Annotated in this window: 25 protein-coding genes, 3 tRNA genes and 1 pseudogene; 6 read left to right on the top strand and 23 right to left on the bottom strand. The window is 20.8% G+C overall.

The window, feature by feature from the left end; all coding sequences use genetic code 11:
• Positions 1-69: 69 nt before the first annotated feature.
• The 9 genes from D9V80_RS01400 to D9V80_RS01360 form a co-directional block, all read right to left on the bottom strand.
• Positions 70-846: a TatD family hydrolase gene (locus D9V80_RS01400; RefSeq protein WP_158353510.1), complete on the bottom strand. Its 777-nt coding sequence runs from the start codon at positions 844-846 to the stop codon at positions 70-72.
• A gap of 38 nt (positions 847-884) precedes the next feature.
• On the bottom strand, positions 885-1,652 hold the full coding sequence (locus D9V80_RS01395) for a DNA polymerase III subunit delta' C-terminal domain-containing protein (RefSeq protein WP_261978573.1): 768 nt from the start codon (positions 1,650-1,652) through the stop codon (positions 885-887).
• Positions 1,653-1,663: 11 nt separating this feature from the next.
• Positions 1,664-1,873, bottom strand: coding sequence for a hypothetical protein (locus tag D9V80_RS01390; RefSeq protein ID WP_158353506.1), 210 nt, complete (start codon positions 1,871-1,873; stop codon positions 1,664-1,666).
• A gap of 275 nt (positions 1,874-2,148) precedes the next feature.
• Entirely contained in the window at positions 2,149-2,277 is a 129-nt protein-coding gene (locus D9V80_RS02525; RefSeq protein WP_410051796.1) for a hypothetical protein, read from the bottom strand.
• Between the two features lie 340 nt (positions 2,278-2,617).
• Positions 2,618-2,854 carry an acyl carrier protein gene (gene acpP, locus D9V80_RS01380; RefSeq protein ID WP_158353504.1) on the bottom strand — a complete coding sequence of 79 codons (237 nt, stop codon included), beginning with the start codon at positions 2,852-2,854 and terminating at the stop codon, positions 2,618-2,620.
• A 29-nt stretch (positions 2,855-2,883) separates the two neighbouring features.
• Entirely contained in the window at positions 2,884-3,594 is a 711-nt protein-coding gene (gene fabG / locus D9V80_RS01375; protein ID WP_261978554.1) for a 3-oxoacyl-ACP reductase FabG, read from the bottom strand.
• Positions 3,591-4,535 carry an ACP S-malonyltransferase gene (locus D9V80_RS01370; RefSeq protein WP_158353500.1) on the bottom strand — a complete coding sequence of 315 codons (945 nt, stop codon included), beginning with the start codon at positions 4,533-4,535 and terminating at the stop codon, positions 3,591-3,593. Before D9V80_RS01370 ends, fabG begins: the two co-directional genes overlap by 4 nt.
• A gap of 96 nt (positions 4,536-4,631) precedes the next feature.
• Positions 4,632-4,817: a 50S ribosomal protein L32 gene (gene rpmF / locus D9V80_RS01365; protein ID WP_158353498.1), complete on the bottom strand. Its 186-nt coding sequence runs from the start codon at positions 4,815-4,817 to the stop codon at positions 4,632-4,634.
• Between the two features lie 79 nt (positions 4,818-4,896).
• Positions 4,897-5,844, bottom strand: coding sequence for an RluA family pseudouridine synthase (locus D9V80_RS01360; protein WP_158353495.1), 948 nt, complete (start codon positions 5,842-5,844; stop codon positions 4,897-4,899).
• Positions 5,845-6,152: 308 nt separating this feature from the next.
• On the opposite strand from D9V80_RS01360, the gene D9V80_RS01355 reads away from it, so the two are divergent.
• The gene (locus D9V80_RS01355; protein ID WP_158353493.1) at positions 6,153-7,406 is read left to right on the top strand and encodes an Rne/Rng family ribonuclease; all 1,254 of its coding nucleotides are present in this window, start codon (positions 6,153-6,155) and stop codon (positions 7,404-7,406) included.
• Between the two features lie 372 nt (positions 7,407-7,778).
• Here D9V80_RS01355 and D9V80_RS01350 read toward each other — a convergent pair whose 3' ends face one another.
• The 9 genes from D9V80_RS01350 to flgB all read right to left on the bottom strand — a co-directional run bounded on the left by D9V80_RS01350 (position 7,779) and on the right by flgB (position 14,636).
• Positions 7,779-8,093 (bottom strand): rod-binding protein, encoded by a 315-nt coding sequence (locus D9V80_RS01350; RefSeq protein ID WP_158353491.1) that lies wholly within the window; start codon positions 8,091-8,093, stop codon positions 7,779-7,781.
• On the bottom strand, positions 8,090-9,235 hold the full coding sequence (locus D9V80_RS01345) for a flagellar basal body P-ring protein FlgI (protein ID WP_158353489.1): 1,146 nt from the start codon (positions 9,233-9,235) through the stop codon (positions 8,090-8,092). Before D9V80_RS01345 ends, D9V80_RS01350 begins: the two co-directional genes overlap by 4 nt.
• Before the next feature lie 118 nt (positions 9,236-9,353).
• Positions 9,354-10,073, bottom strand: a complete 720-nt coding sequence (locus D9V80_RS01340; RefSeq protein WP_158353487.1) for a flagellar basal body L-ring protein FlgH — start codon at positions 10,071-10,073, stop codon at positions 9,354-9,356.
• A 54-nt stretch (positions 10,074-10,127) separates the two neighbouring features.
• The gene (gene flgG, locus D9V80_RS01335) at positions 10,128-10,910 is read right to left on the bottom strand and encodes a flagellar basal-body rod protein FlgG (protein ID WP_158353485.1); all 783 of its coding nucleotides are present in this window, start codon (positions 10,908-10,910) and stop codon (positions 10,128-10,130) included.
• Positions 10,911-10,929: 19 nt separating this feature from the next.
• Positions 10,930-11,706 (bottom strand): flagellar hook-basal body complex protein, encoded by a 777-nt coding sequence (locus D9V80_RS01330; RefSeq protein ID WP_158353483.1) that lies wholly within the window; start codon positions 11,704-11,706, stop codon positions 10,930-10,932.
• A 60-nt stretch (positions 11,707-11,766) separates the two neighbouring features.
• Positions 11,767-12,996: a flagellar hook-basal body complex protein gene (locus tag D9V80_RS01325; protein ID WP_158353481.1), complete on the bottom strand. Its 1,230-nt coding sequence runs from the start codon at positions 12,994-12,996 to the stop codon at positions 11,767-11,769.
• 68 nt (positions 12,997-13,064) lie between these two features.
• Positions 13,065-13,727 (bottom strand): hypothetical protein, encoded by a 663-nt coding sequence (locus D9V80_RS01320; protein ID WP_158353478.1) that lies wholly within the window; start codon positions 13,725-13,727, stop codon positions 13,065-13,067.
• Positions 13,728-13,740: 13 nt separating this feature from the next.
• The gene (flgC, locus tag D9V80_RS01315) at positions 13,741-14,172 is read right to left on the bottom strand and encodes a flagellar basal body rod protein FlgC (RefSeq protein ID WP_158353476.1); all 432 of its coding nucleotides are present in this window, start codon (positions 14,170-14,172) and stop codon (positions 13,741-13,743) included.
• 56 nt (positions 14,173-14,228) lie between these two features.
• A complete protein-coding gene (flgB, locus tag D9V80_RS01310; protein ID WP_158353474.1) occupies positions 14,229-14,636 on the bottom strand; it encodes a flagellar basal body rod protein FlgB in 408 nt (135 codons plus the stop codon).
• A 348-nt stretch (positions 14,637-14,984) separates the two neighbouring features.
• Between flgB and D9V80_RS01305 the strand changes: the two genes are divergently transcribed.
• Positions 14,985-15,317, top strand: a complete 333-nt coding sequence (locus D9V80_RS01305) for a hypothetical protein (RefSeq protein ID WP_158353472.1) — start codon at positions 14,985-14,987, stop codon at positions 15,315-15,317.
• A 223-nt stretch (positions 15,318-15,540) separates the two neighbouring features.
• On the opposite strand, the gene D9V80_RS01300 is transcribed toward D9V80_RS01305, so the two are convergent.
• Positions 15,541-15,726: a hypothetical protein gene (locus D9V80_RS01300; protein ID WP_158353470.1), complete on the bottom strand. Its 186-nt coding sequence runs from the start codon at positions 15,724-15,726 to the stop codon at positions 15,541-15,543.
• Between the two features lie 134 nt (positions 15,727-15,860).
• Here D9V80_RS01300 and murJ point away from each other — a divergent pair, with 134 nt between their 5' ends.
• Positions 15,861-17,378 (top strand): murein biosynthesis integral membrane protein MurJ, encoded by a 1,518-nt coding sequence (murJ, locus tag D9V80_RS01295; RefSeq protein WP_158353468.1) that lies wholly within the window; start codon positions 15,861-15,863, stop codon positions 17,376-17,378.
• Between the two features lie 16 nt (positions 17,379-17,394).
• Here the strand turns inward: murJ and D9V80_RS01290 are convergent.
• A tRNA-Ser gene (locus D9V80_RS01290) sits at positions 17,395-17,478 on the bottom strand.
• A gap of 197 nt (positions 17,479-17,675) precedes the next feature.
• Between D9V80_RS01290 and D9V80_RS01285 the strand changes: the two genes are divergently transcribed.
• A tRNA-Cys gene (locus tag D9V80_RS01285) sits at positions 17,676-17,746 on the top strand.
• 30 nt (positions 17,747-17,776) lie between these two features.
• Positions 17,777-17,860: transfer RNA gene (locus tag D9V80_RS01280), tRNA-Leu, on the top strand.
• 1 nt (position 17,861) lies between these two features.
• Here the strand turns inward: D9V80_RS01280 and D9V80_RS01275 are convergent.
• The 3 genes and pseudogenes from D9V80_RS01275 to D9V80_RS01270 form a co-directional block, all read right to left on the bottom strand.
• The gene (locus D9V80_RS01275; protein WP_187306478.1) at positions 17,862-18,437 is read right to left on the bottom strand and encodes a methyltransferase; all 576 of its coding nucleotides are present in this window, start codon (positions 18,435-18,437) and stop codon (positions 17,862-17,864) included.
• A 15-nt stretch (positions 18,438-18,452) separates the two neighbouring features.
• Positions 18,453-18,593, bottom strand: a pseudogene (gene rsmC / locus D9V80_RS02520) (16S rRNA (guanine(1207)-N(2))-methyltransferase RsmC); the annotation flags it as partial.
• A 44-nt stretch (positions 18,594-18,637) separates the two neighbouring features.
• The gene (locus D9V80_RS01270) at positions 18,638-18,880 is read right to left on the bottom strand and encodes a hypothetical protein (protein ID WP_158353464.1); all 243 of its coding nucleotides are present in this window, start codon (positions 18,878-18,880) and stop codon (positions 18,638-18,640) included.
• Positions 18,881-19,093: 213 nt separating this feature from the next.
• Here D9V80_RS01270 and minC point away from each other — a divergent pair, with 213 nt between their 5' ends.
• On the top strand, positions 19,094-19,816 hold the full coding sequence (gene minC, locus D9V80_RS01265; protein ID WP_158353462.1) for a septum site-determining protein MinC: 723 nt from the start codon (positions 19,094-19,096) through the stop codon (positions 19,814-19,816).
• Positions 19,817-19,827: the final 11 nt, after the last annotated feature.

Genomic DNA, 19,827 nt, shown 5'->3' with positions numbered 1-19,827 from the left:
CAATAATATGCATTTTTATTTTTAATATTAATGTCATTGAAAATTAATAAAAAAAATCATTTTTTGATACTATAATTTAAATAATTTTTTAAAGTTGAATAATATATTTTCAGATAATTCTATTAAACTGATGTTTTTTAACATTGCTATATATTTCGCAGTTTCATATAAATAAGCTGGTTGATTTTCTTTTCCTCGATATGGAACAGGAGCTAAATAAGGAGAATCTGTTTCTATTAAAATACGATTTAACGGAACAAATTTAGCAATTTTTTTTACATCATTTGCATTTTTAAAAGTAACAATTCCAGAAAAAGATATGTAAAATCCTAAGTCTAATATCTTTTTTGCAGATGAAATATTATCTGTAAATGAATGTACTATTCCTGAACATTTTTCTGCATTATTGTTTTGAAGTATTTTTATAGTGTCTGACATGGCATTTCGAGTATGTACTATTATAGGTTTATTAATTTTTATAGCTAAATCAATATGTTTTTTAAAAATTTTTTTTTGTAATAATTGATTATGGATAGGATGATAAAAATCTAATCCTGTTTCTCCTATTGCAATTACTTTTTTGTATAATGAAAATTTTTCAACAACTTTATTTATAAAACAATTTTGTTGAACATATAAAGGATGAATTCCACATGAATAAAATATTTCTTTGGTAGGAACTATCATAGTTAACATTTTTTGAAAGTCATCTATAGAAACTGCAACATTTAATAAATACTGAATTTTTTTTTTTTTTGCCAAATTGATAATTTCATTAATTTCTTTACTATTTATATTTTTTTTTTTTAAATGATGTAAATGGCAATGAGAATCCACTAATAACATAAAATACCTTTATAATAATGTTATAAATATTTTTTAAATTAATTTAAAGTCCATTTAATTAGTTCTTTTGCAATAATTAACTCAACATTTATGAAAGGAGTAGTTGATAAAATTTTTTTACAATATAACCAAGATCTTATTGTTTTATCAATGTCATTGTTAGATAATAATTTTGTAATTTTCTTTATTAATTTTAATTGATCTTGATTATATATATAAATATAATTTTTATATTGAAATCTTAAGGCATCTAATAAAATTGAAAAAATCCATTCTATTTTTAAATTATAATTTTTTAATTGAAATTCTGGTAATAAAAGAAAGAAATTTTTTTTTTTACAAGCAAGATAAAATTTTTTAAAAAAATCTTTTCTTTCATTCCATAAATGACTTTGAAGTAAATTTATAGCTTCAATAGGATAATTATTACTAACATCAAGAGCTATTTTACATTTTTTTTTTTCAATTGAAGTTTTTTTTATTAACCAATGTAAACTGATTTTTGGATCAGGAATAGGAACTGTATATATATAACATCTACTATATAATGTAGCATTTAAACTATTTAAAGTATGAGTGTGTGTTAAAAAAAAAAATGTGTTATTAGGAGGCTCTTCTAATGTTTTTAATAAAGCATTATTTGATGAATGTGTAAGTGAAATAGGTTCATCGATCCAAATAATTTTTAAACCTCCTTGTTTGGATGTTTTTGATATATGATTAATAGTTTTTTGAATAGTATCCATTTCAATATTATTATTGTTTTTTTTTAAAAAATACCAGTCTGGATGAGTTTCAGATAATATTAAAGAACAATCTAAACATTTTCCACAACTTTTAAATTTTTTTTTTTAGAACATAACAACCATTTATTAATTGCCCATACTAAAGAATATATTCCTATACCTGGTGAAGATTGTATTAATAATACTGGATGATTTTTTTTACCATAATATTGTGTAATAATTTTTTTATAATGTTCATTTAACCAAGGATACCATGGTACATTTTTTTTTTTTATATCCATTTTTTATAATTAACTCCAAGTAATCTTTTATTATATTTTTTTTTCTGCATTAATAAAAACTATAGTTAATCATTTTTAATGAGTTTTAAATAACTGTTTTTAGTTTTAATAAAAAAGAGATATGTTTTTAATTTTATCAAGATTAGAGTGTATATATTTTTTGCAATACTATTTTTGATTTAATATTTAAATAAATTGTTAAACTTAGAGAAAAATTTTGTAAAGATATTTTTTTGTAATACTTGAATATCTTCAAAGTTAATACTTAATCCTCCTTAATAAGATAAGGAGGAACAATTATGTCTAATTCCTATTACTGTATAAACTTTTGTTAAATCAGGTTTAATAACATTTTCAACTAATTGAATTCTAAAAGCATAAAGTAGTAATAATTCAGTTTTTATGTAAAAAAATTTTTTTTTAGCATGATTTAATAATATTTCTTAATTATTTTTCTATAATAGTACTTTTTATTTCTCTAACTACGAGAAGATTATTAATACCATTTTTTAATATTTTTTGATTTATTTTACATGATTCTTTTTTTTAGATCCTTCAATATCTTCTATCACAATGAATTGATTTTTTTTTTATCATAATTAAATATATTTATTTAAAATTATGTTATTAAAATTATAATTAAATTAACAAAAGTATATACTATTATGAATAAAGCAATTATTTGTTAGAATTTTTATACAATTTAATCATTCTGACTGATATTTCAATAATCTTATTATTTTTTTAGCAACTATGATGAAACACAAATTGTACAATTTTTTCTACATTGTTTAAGTCCTTAATATCTTCATCTGAAATTTCTATATCAAATTCATTTTCTAATTCCATTATAAATTCTATCATATCCAATGAATCAGCTTTTAAATCTACAGTAATATCTGTTTTATTGGAAATTTTGTCATATTCAATTCCAAATTGTTTTGAAATAATTTTTTTTATAGTTTTTGTAATATTTTCCATAATTTTTATATTATTCTCGTTTATTTAATTTAATTAAAATACATGCCACCATTCACATGTATGGTTTGACCAGTAATATAAGATGCTTGATGTGAAGACAAAAAGAAAACGACATTACTGATATCTTGTGCTTTTCCAAATCTTTTTAACGGTATTTTTGATAAAAAATTTTTTTTTTGTTCAGAATTTAATTTTTTAGTCATACCTGTATCAATAACACCAGGAGAAACAACATTGGCTGTAATGCCAAATGGAGCCACTTCTAATGCTAAAGTTTTATTAAATCCAATAATTCCTGATTTAGTAGTAGAATAATTAATTTGACCTATGTTTCCTGTTGTACCTATTATAGAACTAATTGTAATAATTCTTCCATATCTTTGTTTCATCATATTACAAATAACATATTTACAAAGATAAAATAATGAACTTAAATTTGTCTTAATAACATTATCCCATTCTTTTGGTAACATTTTTAATAATAAATTATCAGAATGAATAGATGCATTATTTATTAAAATATCAATAATACCATATTTTTTGTAAATATAATTTATGGTTTTTTTAATTTTTTTTGTTTGATTTATATTTAATATTACCCCATGACCGACATTTTTTAGTGTTTTATTTATTTTTTTTACACCTTGTAAAGATGTAGAAGTACCTATCACTGTTATCCCGTTTCGAGAAAAATATTTAGCAATATTATAACCAATTCCTTTATTTGCACCTGTAATCAATGCAATTTTTTTTTTTTCATTATTATATTCATCGCTTGTACAAAATTTGAATAATGATTTAGAGATATTGTTGATGTTTTTATAATTTTTTTATTAATATTAGTTAAGATACAATTAGAACTTATTTCTAAAAATAAAGAAACCTTTTTTTTTTTTAAGTATAAGATACAATCTTTCCAATTAATTGTATATATTAAATGTTTAACTAATGCACTTTTTATATTAATTACATCAGTATAGTATGCAATTGAAAGTGGATTTAATATTTTATACATAGGTTTTTTAAAAACATAAGTACTAATTACATTTTTAAGTTGTTTAGCTACTTTATACATTAATATACAATGTGAAGCAACTTTTATAGGTAAAATAATATGATGTGAAGATCCATATAATTTACATAATTGTATAGCATTCATCACTCCATTTACATTGCCTGCAATAATTATTTGATTGTCAGTATTAACACTAGCAATTGATACAATTTCTGTTTTTGAAGAAATAGTTTGACATATTTTCAATATATATTTTTGTTTTAAACCTAAAATAGCACACATTCTTCCTTTTGTATAATTTGTACTTTCTAACATCAATTTTTCTCTAATCATAACAATATTAATTGCATCTGAAAAATTAATAGTTTTAGCACAAACTAAAGCAGCATATTCTCCTAAACTATGACCAATCATTAAAAAAGGATGTATTATACTCATTGAGTTCCACATTTTATATATTGCAATACAAATTGTTAATAAAAGAACTTGAGTACCTATGTGATATTTTTTGTTTTTATTTTTTTTTATAATTTTCCATAAATCTACTTTAGCATATTCAGAAGCTTCTATAAAAGTTTTTTTAATTATAGGAAAATTTAAATTAAGTTGATAAATAGATTTAGGAGAATAATGTCCTTGTCCTGGAAACATAATCACAATATTCATATTATCTACTTTAATATAATTAATGTATTTTTTGATATTTTGATGTTTCCTAAAATATACAAATTTAGATATATATTTTTTTAAAAAAATTTTAATTTATTTTTTTTTGTTTTTAATTTTTAAAACTAAATTTCCTTTATAATAACCATTTTTAGTAATATGATGACGTATATGAAATTCTTTACTAGATTTATCTTGTGAAATATGTAAATGCATACATTTATCATGAGAACGTCTCATACCTCTTTTAGATCTAGTAGGTTTACTTTTTTGTACAGCCATATAAAATTTTTTCCTTATGTATATTATGCGCGTTTTTTGTTTGAAAAGTAAAGATAATTTATTAAAATATATAAATTTATTATTTTAATAAATTTATATATTTTTTAAATCTTTCTTCCAGTGTAGCTTGAATAAACATTTTTTTTTTTAAAATTGGATGTATAAAACTTATTGTATAAGCGTGTAATAATATTTTTTTTATTTTTTCAATTATAGGTATTTTTGAATCTAATTGAGTACTTCCGTAATCATTATCAAATAACAAAGGATAACCAGCATAAGTGGCATGCACTCTAATTTGATGAGTTCTTCCAGTAATTGGTTTAATTGACATTAATGTAACATCATTATATTTTTTTTTTATTTGAAACTTAGTCATCGATGGTTTTCCGTTGTTTTGCACTATCATAATTTTTTTTTTATCAATAATTTTTTTTATTAAAGGTGCTGATATAATATGATTATTATTATTCCATCGACCATGAACAAATGCAATATAACATTTTTTTATAGTTTTGTTTTTTATTTGATCATGTAAATGTCTTAAAACTGATTTTTTTTTAGAAATTATTAATATTCCTGAAGTATTACGATCTAATCGATGTACTAATTCAAGAGAATCAAGATGTGGATAAATTTTTCGAATAGTTTCAATTACTCCAAAATTTATACCACTACCTCCGTGTACTGCAATCCCAGATGGTTTATTTAATATGATTAAATATTTATCTTCATAAATAATTTTTTTTTTCAAATATTCAATAATTTTTAAATTTTTGGATATTGTTATTTTTTTTTTTTTAATGGGATCTTTTAAAATGGGAAAATAAATTATATCTCCTTTTTTTATTTTATATTTTGGAGTAACTTTTTTTTCGTTAATTTTAATTTTACCTATTCTTATAATTTTATAAATCATACTTTTAGGAATATTATTAAATTTTTTAAATAAAAAATTATCTATTCTTTGATTTTTTTCTTTTATTGTGGCACATAAAGGAGTGAAAAAAGAGAACTTTTTATACATAATTTTTACATACCTTAATAATTTTTTTGTGTTCTTTACAATAATTTTTATATTTTTAAAAAAAAATAATAATATTATTATAAAAAATAGTAATGATTTTTTAGTATTTTTATAAAAAATATTATTTAAATACATGATACTATATTTCATACATTTTTTTTTTGCAAACGTTTTTTATAAAATATTTGAATAATTTATTATTCAATTGATTTTATTTGTTTTTTTTTAAATGTTGTTTTAATATAAATTTTTAAAAAATTATATTAAAAATAAACATTATTTTAATATTTAATATAAGAGTTTTCATCATGAAACGAATGTTAATTAATACTATAAAAAACAATGTTATTAAAATTGCAATTATACATGATACATATTTACATGATTTTTATATTGAAAAATTTAATTTAAATAATATTAAATCAAATATTTATAAAGGAACTATTCGTAGAATTGAACCGAGTTTAGAAGCTTTATTCATTGATTTTGGAAAAAAAAAAAATGGTTTTTTACCATTTAAAGAAATTTCTGATCTTACATTAAGAGATCAAATAAAAAAAATAATTAAAATAGATCAAATAAAAAAATTTATATCCAAAAAAACAGAAATTGTTGTACAAATTACAAAAGAAAAAAGAAAAAATAAAGGACCTACTTTAACTAATTTTATTACTTTATCTGGTATTTATTTAGTTTTATTACTTAATAATCCAGGTATTATACGTATTTCTAGAAAGATTAATCATCAAAATAAAAAAAAAATAAAAATATTAATATTACTATTACAAATACCGAAAAATATGGGTATTATTGTTAGAACTGCTAGTATAGGAAAATCTATAAAAGATCTTCAAATAGATTTAAATAACATATTAAAGAATTGGAAAAAAATAATTCAAATCTCTCATAATAAAAAAGCTCCAACTTTAATGTATAAAGAGAATAATATTCTTTTTCGTGTATTTCGAGATTTATTAACTCAAGAAATTCAAGAAATAATAGTAGACGACCCACATACTTTAAAATTAACTTATGAAAACATGTACCTTTTAGGTAGATTAGGATTTGAAAAAAAAATTAAATTATACGTAAATATTATTCCTATTTTTAGTTTCTATAAATTAGAAGAGCAAATAAATTCTATTTTTTTAAGAATCATTCAACTTCCATCTGGAGGTTCTATTGTTTTAGATATTACAGAAGCATTAGTAGCAATTGATATTAATTCTGCTCGTTACAGAAAAGGTAGCGACATTCAAGAAACAGCATTTCATACAAACTTAGAAGCAGTTGATGAAATTGCAAGACAATTACGTTTACGTGATCTTAGTGGAATTATTGTAATTGATTTTATTGATATGAAATCTTTAAAAAATCAAAAAATTATAGAAAAGAGAATAAAAAATGTTATTCAATATGATCGAGCTCGTATTGAAGTTGGAAATATTTCTAAATTTGGTTTATTAGAAATGTCTAGACAATATTTAAATACTTCAAATATTTGTACTAAAAATAATATTTGTCCTTCTTGTAAAGGTTTCGGAAATTATATTATTTTATAAAAATAAAAACATTAATGATGTTTTTGAATAAAAAATATTATTTTAATTATATATAAATTAATCTTTATATATTTAACAAATAAATTTATTGTTATTTATTGTTTTGTGTTAATGTTTTCAAATAATGTTTTATTAAAAACATTTTTAATTACTAAAAGAATTAACAACAATTTAATTTAATTATTATCATGTATGATTATTTTTATTGATGAAAAATTATGATACATGATAATAATATAAATAATAATATCTTAAATTTTTAAAAAATATTAACTTTTTTGATCATATAATTTTTTATATATATTTTTATAATATTATAATATTAATTCTTTTATGTTTATACTTTTTATATATTAATAAATTATTTTTTGTTTATATATTTTCTTTTAATTGTTTTTCAATAATTTTGGATAAACCTAATCCTTTAATACTGATTAAAGTACACATACATTGATCATATAAATCAGTAGATAATTCCGTTTGTTCATTTCCAAATATTTGCTGTTTATTGATTGTTTTTTGCATACTATCAATTAATATTTTAGTGAAAATACTTTCTACATTTTTGGATAATTGTGCAGAGGAAATATTTTTATTATTAATCATAGAATTTTCAATATTAATATTATTTAATATTCTATTATTTATAATATCATTCTCTAATGAGAAGTAATTATTATTGTTCATTGTGATATCTCTATAGGATATGAAAAAAAGTTTAATGTTTTCATTGACTCTAATATAGATGCTATTTCAATATTAGAAAATCCTGTATATTTTAAAATATTTAATAACTCATTAATATCTAAATTAAAAATATTATTATTGTTGCTATTATGTATATTTATTGCGTTAATTTTTTTAATTAAGATATCAGGATTTTTTTGAAAATTATTAATTTTATTATGAAATATAATGGAAATGTTTTTATATTTTAAAACATTGTTTTTAATAAAACAATAATTGTTAATATTTAATATATTTGGATCAACATTTTTTGAAAGATTTATTGTTACAGGAACATGATTTTTTTGTTGTTTTTGATTTTTAATTTCTAAATTTTGAATTGTAGAAATTAGTTTAATTTGTTCAGTTGTATTTTTTAATGCATGATGAATTTGAATTATTTTTTCGTTAACAGGTTCTGCTATGTTAGGAAATAATGCATTTATTGTATCAGCAATTTTTTTAGCTAATTTAAAATCTTTTTTTTTTAAAATTAAAGTAATTTTTTTAAATGGTTGAAGATCATCATTATCAATTTCACTTTGTATTACTCCTCCATTTGGAATAAACCCAGTATTTATTTCATTTTTTTTGTTTAAATGTTTTCCTGTAAGTCGATGACTAGAATTTTTCATTTCTGAAACAGGTTTACATGTTTTTTTAATTAGAGTTCCTTGTGCAATTGCATATACTTTGTTGTCAATTCCTTTTAATGGAGTCATTAAAAGTACTCCACCACTTAAACTTGTTGCATTTCCAATAGATGAAACGGTAATATCAATGTTTTCTCCTAATTGAGATAAAACATTTATTTTTCCTACTACTATTACTGAAGCTATATTTGTTATATGAGCATCCTTTATATCTGGAATATCAATTTTTAATGTATGTAACATGGATTGTAATGTACTATTAGAAAAAGGTGTATTATTCATTTGATCACCTGTACCATTTAACCCAATAACTAAACCATATCCTATTAATGGATGGTCTTGTATTTGTTTAATATTAGTTAAATTTCCAATAATTTCTGATTTTGAAACATAAGGAATAAAAAATAAACATAATAATAAAATTATTTTAGATGATAGAATTTTATTCATAATATCCTTTTATAAAAGAAATATATTAATAAAAAACTGTATTTTTAAAAAAATAAAAAGTTTAAATTTTTTTAAATAAGTATAATAATAACAATGATACATGTAATTGTTTTCAAATTTAAATAGGTAATAAACTTGAAATCCAATTACCACCCCAAATTATATTTTGATCATTAATTTCATTTTTTGAATTAACATAAAAAATATAAGTGTTGGCAACTTTTTTCGATTCAATGAAATTATTAGCATTGATATTATCTGGATTAATAATTCCAGAAAAACGAATAAATTCTACATTTTGATTAATACCTATTTTTTTTTCACCTGCAATTTTTAAATTTCCATTATTCATAATTTGAGTAATAGTAACCGTTATAAACCCTTCAAAATGGTTTTGATTACTGTTTAAATCTCCATTAACGTTAAAATTTTTAGATGATTCATCAAAAATAGCTCGATTTTGATTTATACCTAATATCATACTAATGATACGAGGTATAGAATTGAAACCAAAAGCAACATTTTTATCATTACTATTTCTAGAATTAGAGTTATTACTAGCAATAGTATTTTCTTGTAAAATTACTGTGATCATATCCCCTACTGAATATTTTTTCTTATTTTCAAAAAAAGGATAATAATCTTCTTGTTTTTTTTGTAACATTAATTCTTGTAATTTTACTATATTAGGTATAGTAGGTTTAATAATAGAAGAATCTTCTAAATATTTTTTTTTTATTATATCTTCTTGAGATAGTTCAGAACAAGCACTTAAAGATAAGATAACTAATACTAAAATTATCCATTCTCTACATTTTAAAAAAAAATGTAAAAACATAATAATTTTTTCCTTTAAAAACAATAGTTACTACAAACATTAGTACTAATTACATTAAAGTTGTGATAATCTTTGTAACATTTGATCAGATGTATTAATGGCTTTACTATTAATTTCATAAGCACGTTGTGTATGAATCATATTTATTAATTCTTCAGCAACGTTGACATTAGAAGTTTCTACATACCCTTGATATAAAAAACCTGATCCATTAGTTCCAGGAGTGGTTTCTTTTGGTACACCAGATGCATTAGTTTCTTGATATAAATTTTCTCCTATACTTTCTAATCCAACATCATTTAAAAAAGTGACAATATTTAATTGTCCTAATTCTGTTGTTTGATTTTTATTACCTGTTACTGCAGTAACAATTCCATCTTTTCCTATACTTATTTTTGTAGTATCTGGAGGAACTTTAATTTCAGGTTGAATAACAAAACCGCTGTTTGTAACAAATTTTCCTTCTTTATTAATTTGAAATGATCCATCACGTGTATAACCAAATTTTTCATTTGTTAATAAAACTTGGAAAAATCCTTTTCCATTAATTGCAATATCTTTATTAGAATCAGTCTTTAATAAATTTCCTTGAGAATGTACTCTTTCTGTTGCTACAGGACCTACCCCTGTACCTACCTGAAATCCTACTGGAAATATAGTATCTTGAGTAGAATTTAATCCTGAATAACGTATATTTTGATAAAGCAAATCTTCAAATATTCCGCGTGATTTTTTAAATCCATTAGTACTCACATTTGCTAAATTATTAGAAATAACATTCATATTAATCTGTTGTGCATCCAATCCTGTTTTTGAAATCCATAAAGAAGAAAACATAATAATATTACACTCCATATTAATTATTAATATTCATAAATTTATTAGCAATTTTTTCATTATCATTATAATATTGTATCAATTTTATATTCATTTCAAATAATCGAGCATTACTAATCATATTAACCATATTATCTGTAAGAGATACATTGCTATCTTCTAAAAATCCTGAAAGAATAATATCTTTGATTTTCTTTTTTTTGAAAAAAGACTTTTTCTTATTTATTACATTTGTTGTATATAAATTACCATACTTTGATGGAATCATATGATGGTTTTTTAAATGTATTATTTTTATGATTCCTATATTTTTTATAATGTTTTGATCATTTTTATTCATATGACAAACAATTGAACCATTTTTTAATATATCTATTTTTATATTTTCTGGAATAATAATAGGTTTATTATTTATTCCAATTAATATATTTCCAGCAATATTAAGTTGTTGTTTTTCATTAATATGTATATTTCCATTTCTAGTGTAATATTCTTTTTTATCATTATTTTTTTTGACAATAAACCAATAATTTTTTTTAGAAATAGCAAGGTCTAAAGACCTTTCAGTATTTTTTAATAACCCTGCAGATGTATTAATACATTCATGCACGTTTTGTACTAAAAAATTTTTTTGACCTTGCTGAATATCACAATATCTTTGTTTTTTGGTTAAAATTGTAGCAAATTTTTCTTTAAATCCAGGAGTAGATGCATTAGCAATGTTATTTGTAATAACATTTTGTTTATCTAATAATCTGTTTATTGATTGACCAATTTGATAAATTGTAATATCCATATAAAATAATTCTGCAAATTTAAATAAAGTTAACGTGCATTTAAGAAATTATAATAGTATTTATATCGAATTAATTAATGTATGATCCATTTCATTTTGACTTTTTATTGATTGTTTTAAAGCTTCAAAATTTTTTTGAGCCATAATCATATTAATTAATTCTCTTTCTGGGTTAACATTAGAACCTTCTATTTCTCCTGTTTTTATTGTTCCAAAATTTCCTGTTCCTGGAGGACCGATAATTCCTTTTTCTTGTTCAGGATCTTCATCAAAATACATCCAAAAACCAGTTCCCATAGGGACTAAATGAGAATAATTTGGAAAATCAGTTAAAGCAAGTTGACTTAACATGATTGTCGAACCATCATCATACAATCCACTTAACATTCCATATTTATTTAAAGATAATTTAGTTATTGAAGTAGATGGTTTACCATTAATTTTATAAGAAACAGGATAATTAATAGAATTATTATCAAAATTTTTGCATATAATATTTTTTAAATCGATAGATATTTTTCTATTTTCTGATTCTCCAAATTTATTAAAGATTATATCTTGATACGATTTAGAAAGAATTTTTCCACTGTTCGTATCAAATTGCACTAAAAACTCTTTGTTATATACCCTATGATTTTGTAAAACTGGGTGTATTTTCCAAATGGAAGGTGTTTTTTTTACAAAATATAAATTTATATCATATTTCCCCCCAGTATCATCATAAGCAGATATAGGAATCATTCTATTATATGTTAAAGAATTATATGGATCAAAATCATGACGAAATTTCACTATATCAGAAGAATTAATTTGAGTACTAATTGATATAACTGTTGTAGGTTCACCAGTTATTTTTATTTTTTTACTTAAATTAATAGGATGTGGGTTTTGAAAATCTAATTTTTTTTTAGTTAAATCATACCCAGTAACATAAAAACCTTTTTTATTGACTAAATTATATTCTTTATCTAATAAAAAATGCCCGTCTTTACTATAAAGAATTTCATCACCAACATTTTGTAATCTGAAAAAACCATTTGTATAAATAGCGGAATCTAAAGTTCTATTAGTTTTAAACATGTATCCTTTATCAAAATTATAATATTTTTTCCCTTTCATACTTCCCATACCTATTTCTAAATTTTTTTCATAAGTATTAGGGAACAGATCACAAAATGGTAATAACTCTGTTTTAAATCCAGTAGTTTCAATATTTGATAAATTTTTTCCAATCATATCTATACTAGACATTGTATTATTTAAACCACTAACATTCGATGAATATGTCATATTTTTTCCTTGGAAAATGTATATGGATTTAAAAATTTGTGTTTTTGAAAAAAGTATTAATCAATAAATTATTGAGTTAATCTGACTAATTTTTTTGGTATTAAAGGTTGTATTTCAAATACTGTATTATCTTTTTTTGCAAATATTTTAATGTCATATGTTCCAGGTGTTATCGATTTTTTTGTTTGATCTAAACAATCCCAATTAAAAATATGCATTCCGACATACATTGGTTTAATTTTTTTATAAATAATTCCATCATTATTTTTCTTAGATATTCTTATATATACCATATCTGTTTTGTGAACAAGTTGATAACCTATTTTAACTAAATGATCATCATCATGTAATACAATTTCATCACTTGGCATTAATATTATTTTTTTTGCTGGATATGATGATGTATTAATAGAATTGATAATATTGTTAGAAATATTGTTATAATTGTGTATATTTTTTTTTGCAATTTTAATTGAATTTTTGATATTTTTTAAAGTATGTTCGAAAGAACAATATTTTTTTTCAAAAAAAGTTTCAGAAGAATTTAAATCATCATATTCTTTTTGTGTTTCTTTTTTTGGTATATGTATAGAAAACATTGTTTCATTGATAACTTTATTATTTTTACAAATAATAGTGACATTAGGAATATTTTTTACATCAATATTTTTTTTTATTTGATTTTCTGAATTTGGCAATAGAGAAACATTATTCAATTTATTAATCAACATACAACTTTTCCTTTTATTGCCCTATAGTTAAAGTTTTTAATATCATCGCTTTTACTGTATTTAATATTTCTATATTTGCTTCATAGTTTCTTGAAGCTTCCATGATATTAATATTTTCAGTGACTACATCTATATTTGGAACAGAAAGATATCCTTTTTTATTTGATAAAGGATGATTTGGATTATATATTATTTTTTTTGGTGAAGATTGTTCTATTATTTCAGAAGATACTCCACCTATTGGATTTTGAGTATTACTATTCATAATATTAGAATAAGATTGATGAAATGTATTGATCACTTGTTTTGGTTGATAAGGAACAATTTTTTTGTTTTTATATGTTAACGTATCAATATTTGCTAAATTTTCAGCAGATGTTCTAATTTTTTTTGATTGTGCTTCTAATGCTGAATTAGCAATATCCATTATATTAAATAAAGACATAAAGATTTACCTTTTGAATAATATATCACACTTATTTCAAATTTTTTTTGAAAAAACTAAATTACTAAATTTATATTTTTAATTTCTTTATTTAAAAGAGCAATTTCTTCTTGATATTTTAAACTATTTTTAACAAATTTCATACGTTCTTGATTCATATTTACTGTATTTCCATTTTGATCCACATTTGAATTAGAAATATAAATACTAGGTTGTACCATATTATTTTGAATATTAAAAGAGAAATGTTTATCGGATGTCTTTTTTGATTCCAAAAACATTTCTTTTGTACTATTTTTTAATTTAATCTTATTTAATTCATTTGTAAAATTAATATGACGAGATTTATAATTTTTAGTATTTACATTAGCTATATTTGATGCAATTAACTCTTCTTCTAAACTTCTTAAGTTTAATATTTCTTGTTTCATTTGTAATTGTTGTTCAAATCCAAATACAAACATATTAGTTTCCTTATTAAATATGTATAATATATTTTTTGAAAAATATATAGAGATATCTTTTGTACTATAATCTTTTTTACAATAACTGCAATAAAAATTTAAAAAAATTTTAATAATTTTATTATTTATATAAAAAAAATAATTTTTTATATTTATGTATATTCATTTGTTATTTTTTATATTAAAATATTAATGATTAATTATTGATTTTATAAAAATATAGATTATCTATTTTTTTTATAAAATACGTCTATTGACATATAATATATTTAATATTATTGTTATATATATCACATAAACCTCATAACTTTCATAATTAAATGAAATATAAAAAATCGAGCGTAAAATATGAAATGTAAAACATTAGGTATTGTTATAGCATTATTCATATTTTTTATGATAAAATTTACTATCATACCTTCTAAATTAGCAAGTGTACTTCAAAAAATAAATATTTCTAATTATATTAATAATTCTTTAAATTGGTTAAATGAAAAAGATAAAAAAAAGAATAATGTTCCTTCTCATTCTCATTCTCATTCTCATTCTCATTCTAACCCGCATCCACATGCTCACCAGCATCCACATTCTGAAGATATACAGAAAAATAAAAAAAAGAATGAATGTAGTGAAAAATTAATGACTTATTTTACAGTAAAAAAAAAAATAATGAATTTTTAAATTTTAATCAAATAATTTATTTTTGTGATAAAAATATTTCTATAATAAAAAATGTATATAAATATAATTTATATATTAAAAAAACACATACAAAAAATATAAAAAAAATTTTTTTTGATACAAAAATAAATTTAAAAAAAAAAAAAAAAATTACATTAAATTTATCCAACTTATTACAGAAAAAAAATATCTTAAATAAGTATCGTACCGTTAATTGTATTTTTTATGGAAATAACTTTATTTTTATTATTCGTGGAAAAATTTTAAATAATTCAAAATTAGGTAATGTTGTGAAAATAATTGTAGAAAATAACAAATCTTTTTCAGGAACTTTAATTGAAAAAGATAAAGTATTAATGAATTTATAAAAAGTTTTATGATATAAATCATACATCCATAATATATACACAATTTATTATGATCTTTATATATATAAATATTTTTAAAAAAAACTACTAAAATTTTTAGTGTATTTAATTTTTAATATTATAAAATGTTACTGTTTTAAAAATAGTTTAAAAAATAAATATAAGGTATAAAAAAATGAAATTGGTATATTCAATATTTTCTACTAGCGCTATTAATTGTGTTTCTCGATGTTTAGGTTTTATGAGAGATATGTTAGTTGCTCAAATATTTGGTGCAGAATTATATACAGATTCTTTTTTTTTAGCTTTTAAATTTCCTAATCATTTACATAAAATTTTTTCAGATGGAGCATGCTCTCATTATTTTTTTCCAGTTTTAGTAAATTATAAACATCATATAACTAAACGACATTCTATTAAAAATTTTTTTGCAAATTTTTTAGGTATTACTATTTTAGTTATGTTTATTATTACAACGTTAGGAATAATATTTGCAGAAGAAATAGTATCTTTTATTGCTCCTGGATTTAGTAATAATGCAGAAAAATTTCATTTTACTGTATTTTTATTGAGAACAATGTTTCCATATATATTTATTTCTGCTCTTATAAGTTTGGTTGCATCTACTTTAAATACTTGGAATTATTTTTTTATACCAGCTACATCAGCTTTAGTTTTTAATATGACTATAATTTTTATTATTATTGTTTTTAGTTCTTTTTTACATTTTCCAATTTTCAGCTTAGCATGGGGAATACTTATAGGTAGATTAAGTCAATTGTTATATCAAATTCCTTCTTTACAAGAAATTGATATGTGTGTACAACCTACTATACAAATAAAAAATATACGTATATTTGCTTTTATAAAAAAAATATTATTCATTTTTGTTTGTTTTTCGATAGGTCAAATTTCTCTTGTATTTAATAGTTTTTTTGCTTCTTTGATTCCTATAGGTTCAGTATCATGGTTATATTATGCAGATCGCATTATAGAATTTCCAACTAGTATTTTTGGAAATACTTTTGGTATAATTTTGTTACCTACTTTATCAAAAAAAAATATGCAAAAAAATGAACAAGAATATTCTGCTTTATTAGATTGGGGAATTAGAACATCGATTATATTAAGTCTTCCTTGTACTATTATTACTGAAATTTTATCATATCCAATGGTAATGACAATATTTCAATATGGTCAATTTGATGAATACGATACTTTTATGACATCACGAGCATTATCATCATATTCATTTGGAATAGTAGCAATAATATTATCTAAAGTTTTAACTCCTGCTTTTTATTCTAGGGGAAATATTACTATTCCGATAAAAGCAAATATTATGTCAATAATTATTACTCAATTTATTAGTACTATACTAGTAAACAAATACAAACATGTTGGATTAGCTTTGTCTACTAGTTTAGGAGCTTGGATTCATGTTTTTATATTAGTTTTTTATTTATATAAATATAATATTTTTACTTTACAACCAGGTTGGGGAAAATTTTTAATGAAAATGATTATATCATCATCAATAATGATTTCTTTTTTATTAATAACTCTTCCTTCAATAGAATATTGGATTAATGAATTATTTATATCTAAAGTAATTTATTTATTAATATTAATTATTACATCATTGTTTTTATATTTTTCTAGTTTATTTTTATTTAAACGTGTTGTTGAGTAATTTAATGAAAAATTTTTGGAGGAGGAGGGATTCGAACTCTCGGATGTATAACATCGGCGGTTTTCAAGACCGCTGCCTTAAACCACTCGGCCACTCCTCCTAAAAAATATTTTTTTAAGAAATGATGAAAATATAATTATATTAGATAATATACTATATTACAATATATAATAATTTTTTAATCATTTATTAAAATATTGTATTTTTAATTTTTAATAAAAATATTTATTATTTATTTTTATTAAAAAAAAGTTGATAAAAAAAAAAAAAAAAATTATAATCAAGTAAATTTTATTAGGCGCGTTGGCAGAATGGTTATGCAGCGGATTGCAAATCCGTTTAACTCGGTTCAATTCCGGGATGCGCCTCAAAAAAATAAATAGATAAAAAAGATATATGCCCGGATGGTGAAATCGGTAAACACAAGGGACTTAAAATCCCTCGGCGTAACAGCTTTGCGGGTTCAAGTCCCGCTCTGGGTATTTATATAGTTTTTAAAAAACTATATACAATAAATCTTTTAGATTTTTTTACAATAAAAAAATTATAAAAATTTTTTTTTAAATATTTTTCTATATTTAGAAATTTGTTTACAACAAAACGCATTTCTCCTTTACTTTTTAAGTATTTATTAGATTTATTTATTATTTCTTTAACAAAATTTATGTTCGAAGATAAATCATCATGGTATGGTGGATTACTCACTATCATATCAAATTTTGTTGTAACGTTTGTAAATAAATTACTTTTTATAATTTTTCCATTAACTTTGTTTAAAGAAAAATTTATTCTACTAGAGATTAAAGCACTTTTGCTATTGTCACAAACTTGTAATTTTATTTGTTTAAAATTTTTTGCAATAAATATTCCAATAATTCCAGAACCACAACATAAATCTAAAATTTTTTTATTATTTAAATTTTTTAAAGTAGATATTAATAACTCTGTTCCTGCATCGATTTTTTTAAATCCAAACACTCCTGGAAGAAAGAAAAGAAAAATACCATTCCAACAATAATTATTGTAATATTTATTCATGCTAAAGATAAAATGTTTCATTTTTTTTCCGTAAAATAATGAACATTTTCTCATTGATTTTACTTTTTTAAATACAATATGTTTTTTAAATATATTAACAGAATTTTTTACTCCGCTTTTATTCTTCCCCACTAAAAGTATCTCTGTATTAATAGGTAATTGTGACATTATACACATAATCTGAAAAATAGATTTTTTCTTATTTTTATCCCAAAAATAAATTATAAAATTTTTTTTTTTAAAATATTTGTATGAATTTTAAATTGAAAATATACAGAATCAATACAATTTTTTTTATGAAATACCCATGAATCATATTTTTCTACAGATATTGTGGTACTTTTTGCACCTAAATGAAGATAAACAGTATCTTTTATTAAACCACAGATTAAAATTTTTTTTAAAAATAATATTTCTTTATAAGACTTAATTAATATACTAGTATCATGTAAATATTGTTTCAAAATATATCCTTAAAATTTTTATATAAAATATAAATTTTTTATTTTTACAATTCAATTTTTTTATAAAAATAAAATTTTTTTATAAAAATAAAAATTTTATTGTGTATTTATTAAAATAATGATATTAAATTATAAGACTATAATTACATAAATATGTATTATATGTATAACATAAACCATTTGTATATATAAAAAATTATAATAATAAAAATTATGAATATAAAAGTTATTGAATTTAAAGAACAATGTTTTACTTTATTAGTGTTAAATATTAACAACGAAAATATTGATTTAATAAAAATAGGATTAGAAAAAAAAATAAAAAAATTTCCATATTGTTTTAATTCTATATATGTTGTTGTAAATGTTTCTGTACCATATAATTTTATTAATTGGATTGAAATAAAAAATTTACTAAAAAATTATAGTATACAGATATTAGGATTTACAGGTAATTTTGATAATATATTAAAAAAAGAAATTATAAATTCAGGTACACCTTTTTTATTAAATAAAAAAAAAAATATAAATAATAAAATTTATTCTCAAATAAAATTTTCTATAAACAATGTAAATAATACAAATAAGTATAATGATTCAATAAATAATGACAGCCTTATTATTAAAAAACCTATAAGATCAGGACAAAAAATTTACGCTCCAAATTCAGATGTAATTATTTTAAGTAACGTTAGTGCAGGTGCTGAAATTATCGCTCATGGTAACATTCATATTTATGGAGAATTAAGAGGTAGAGCATTAGCAGGATCTAGTGGAAATCAAAATTGCCATATCTTTTGTACTAAAATGTTTGCAGAACTTGTTTCTATTTCTGGTAAATATTGTCTTATAGATCAAATCCCATTAATGCTAATTGGAAAAGGAGCACAAATTTTTTTAAAAAATGGAGAATTAAAAATTTTAGAAATTAATTAAACAATATAAAT

The sequence above is a fragment of the Buchnera aphidicola (Thelaxes californica) genome (assembly GCF_005080825.1).
Lineage (GTDB): Bacteria > Pseudomonadota > Gammaproteobacteria > Enterobacterales > Enterobacteriaceae > Buchnera_I > Buchnera_I aphidicola_V.
The sequence above is the reverse complement of the archived record's forward strand: the minus strand, read 5'-3'. Positions and strand labels throughout refer to the sequence as shown.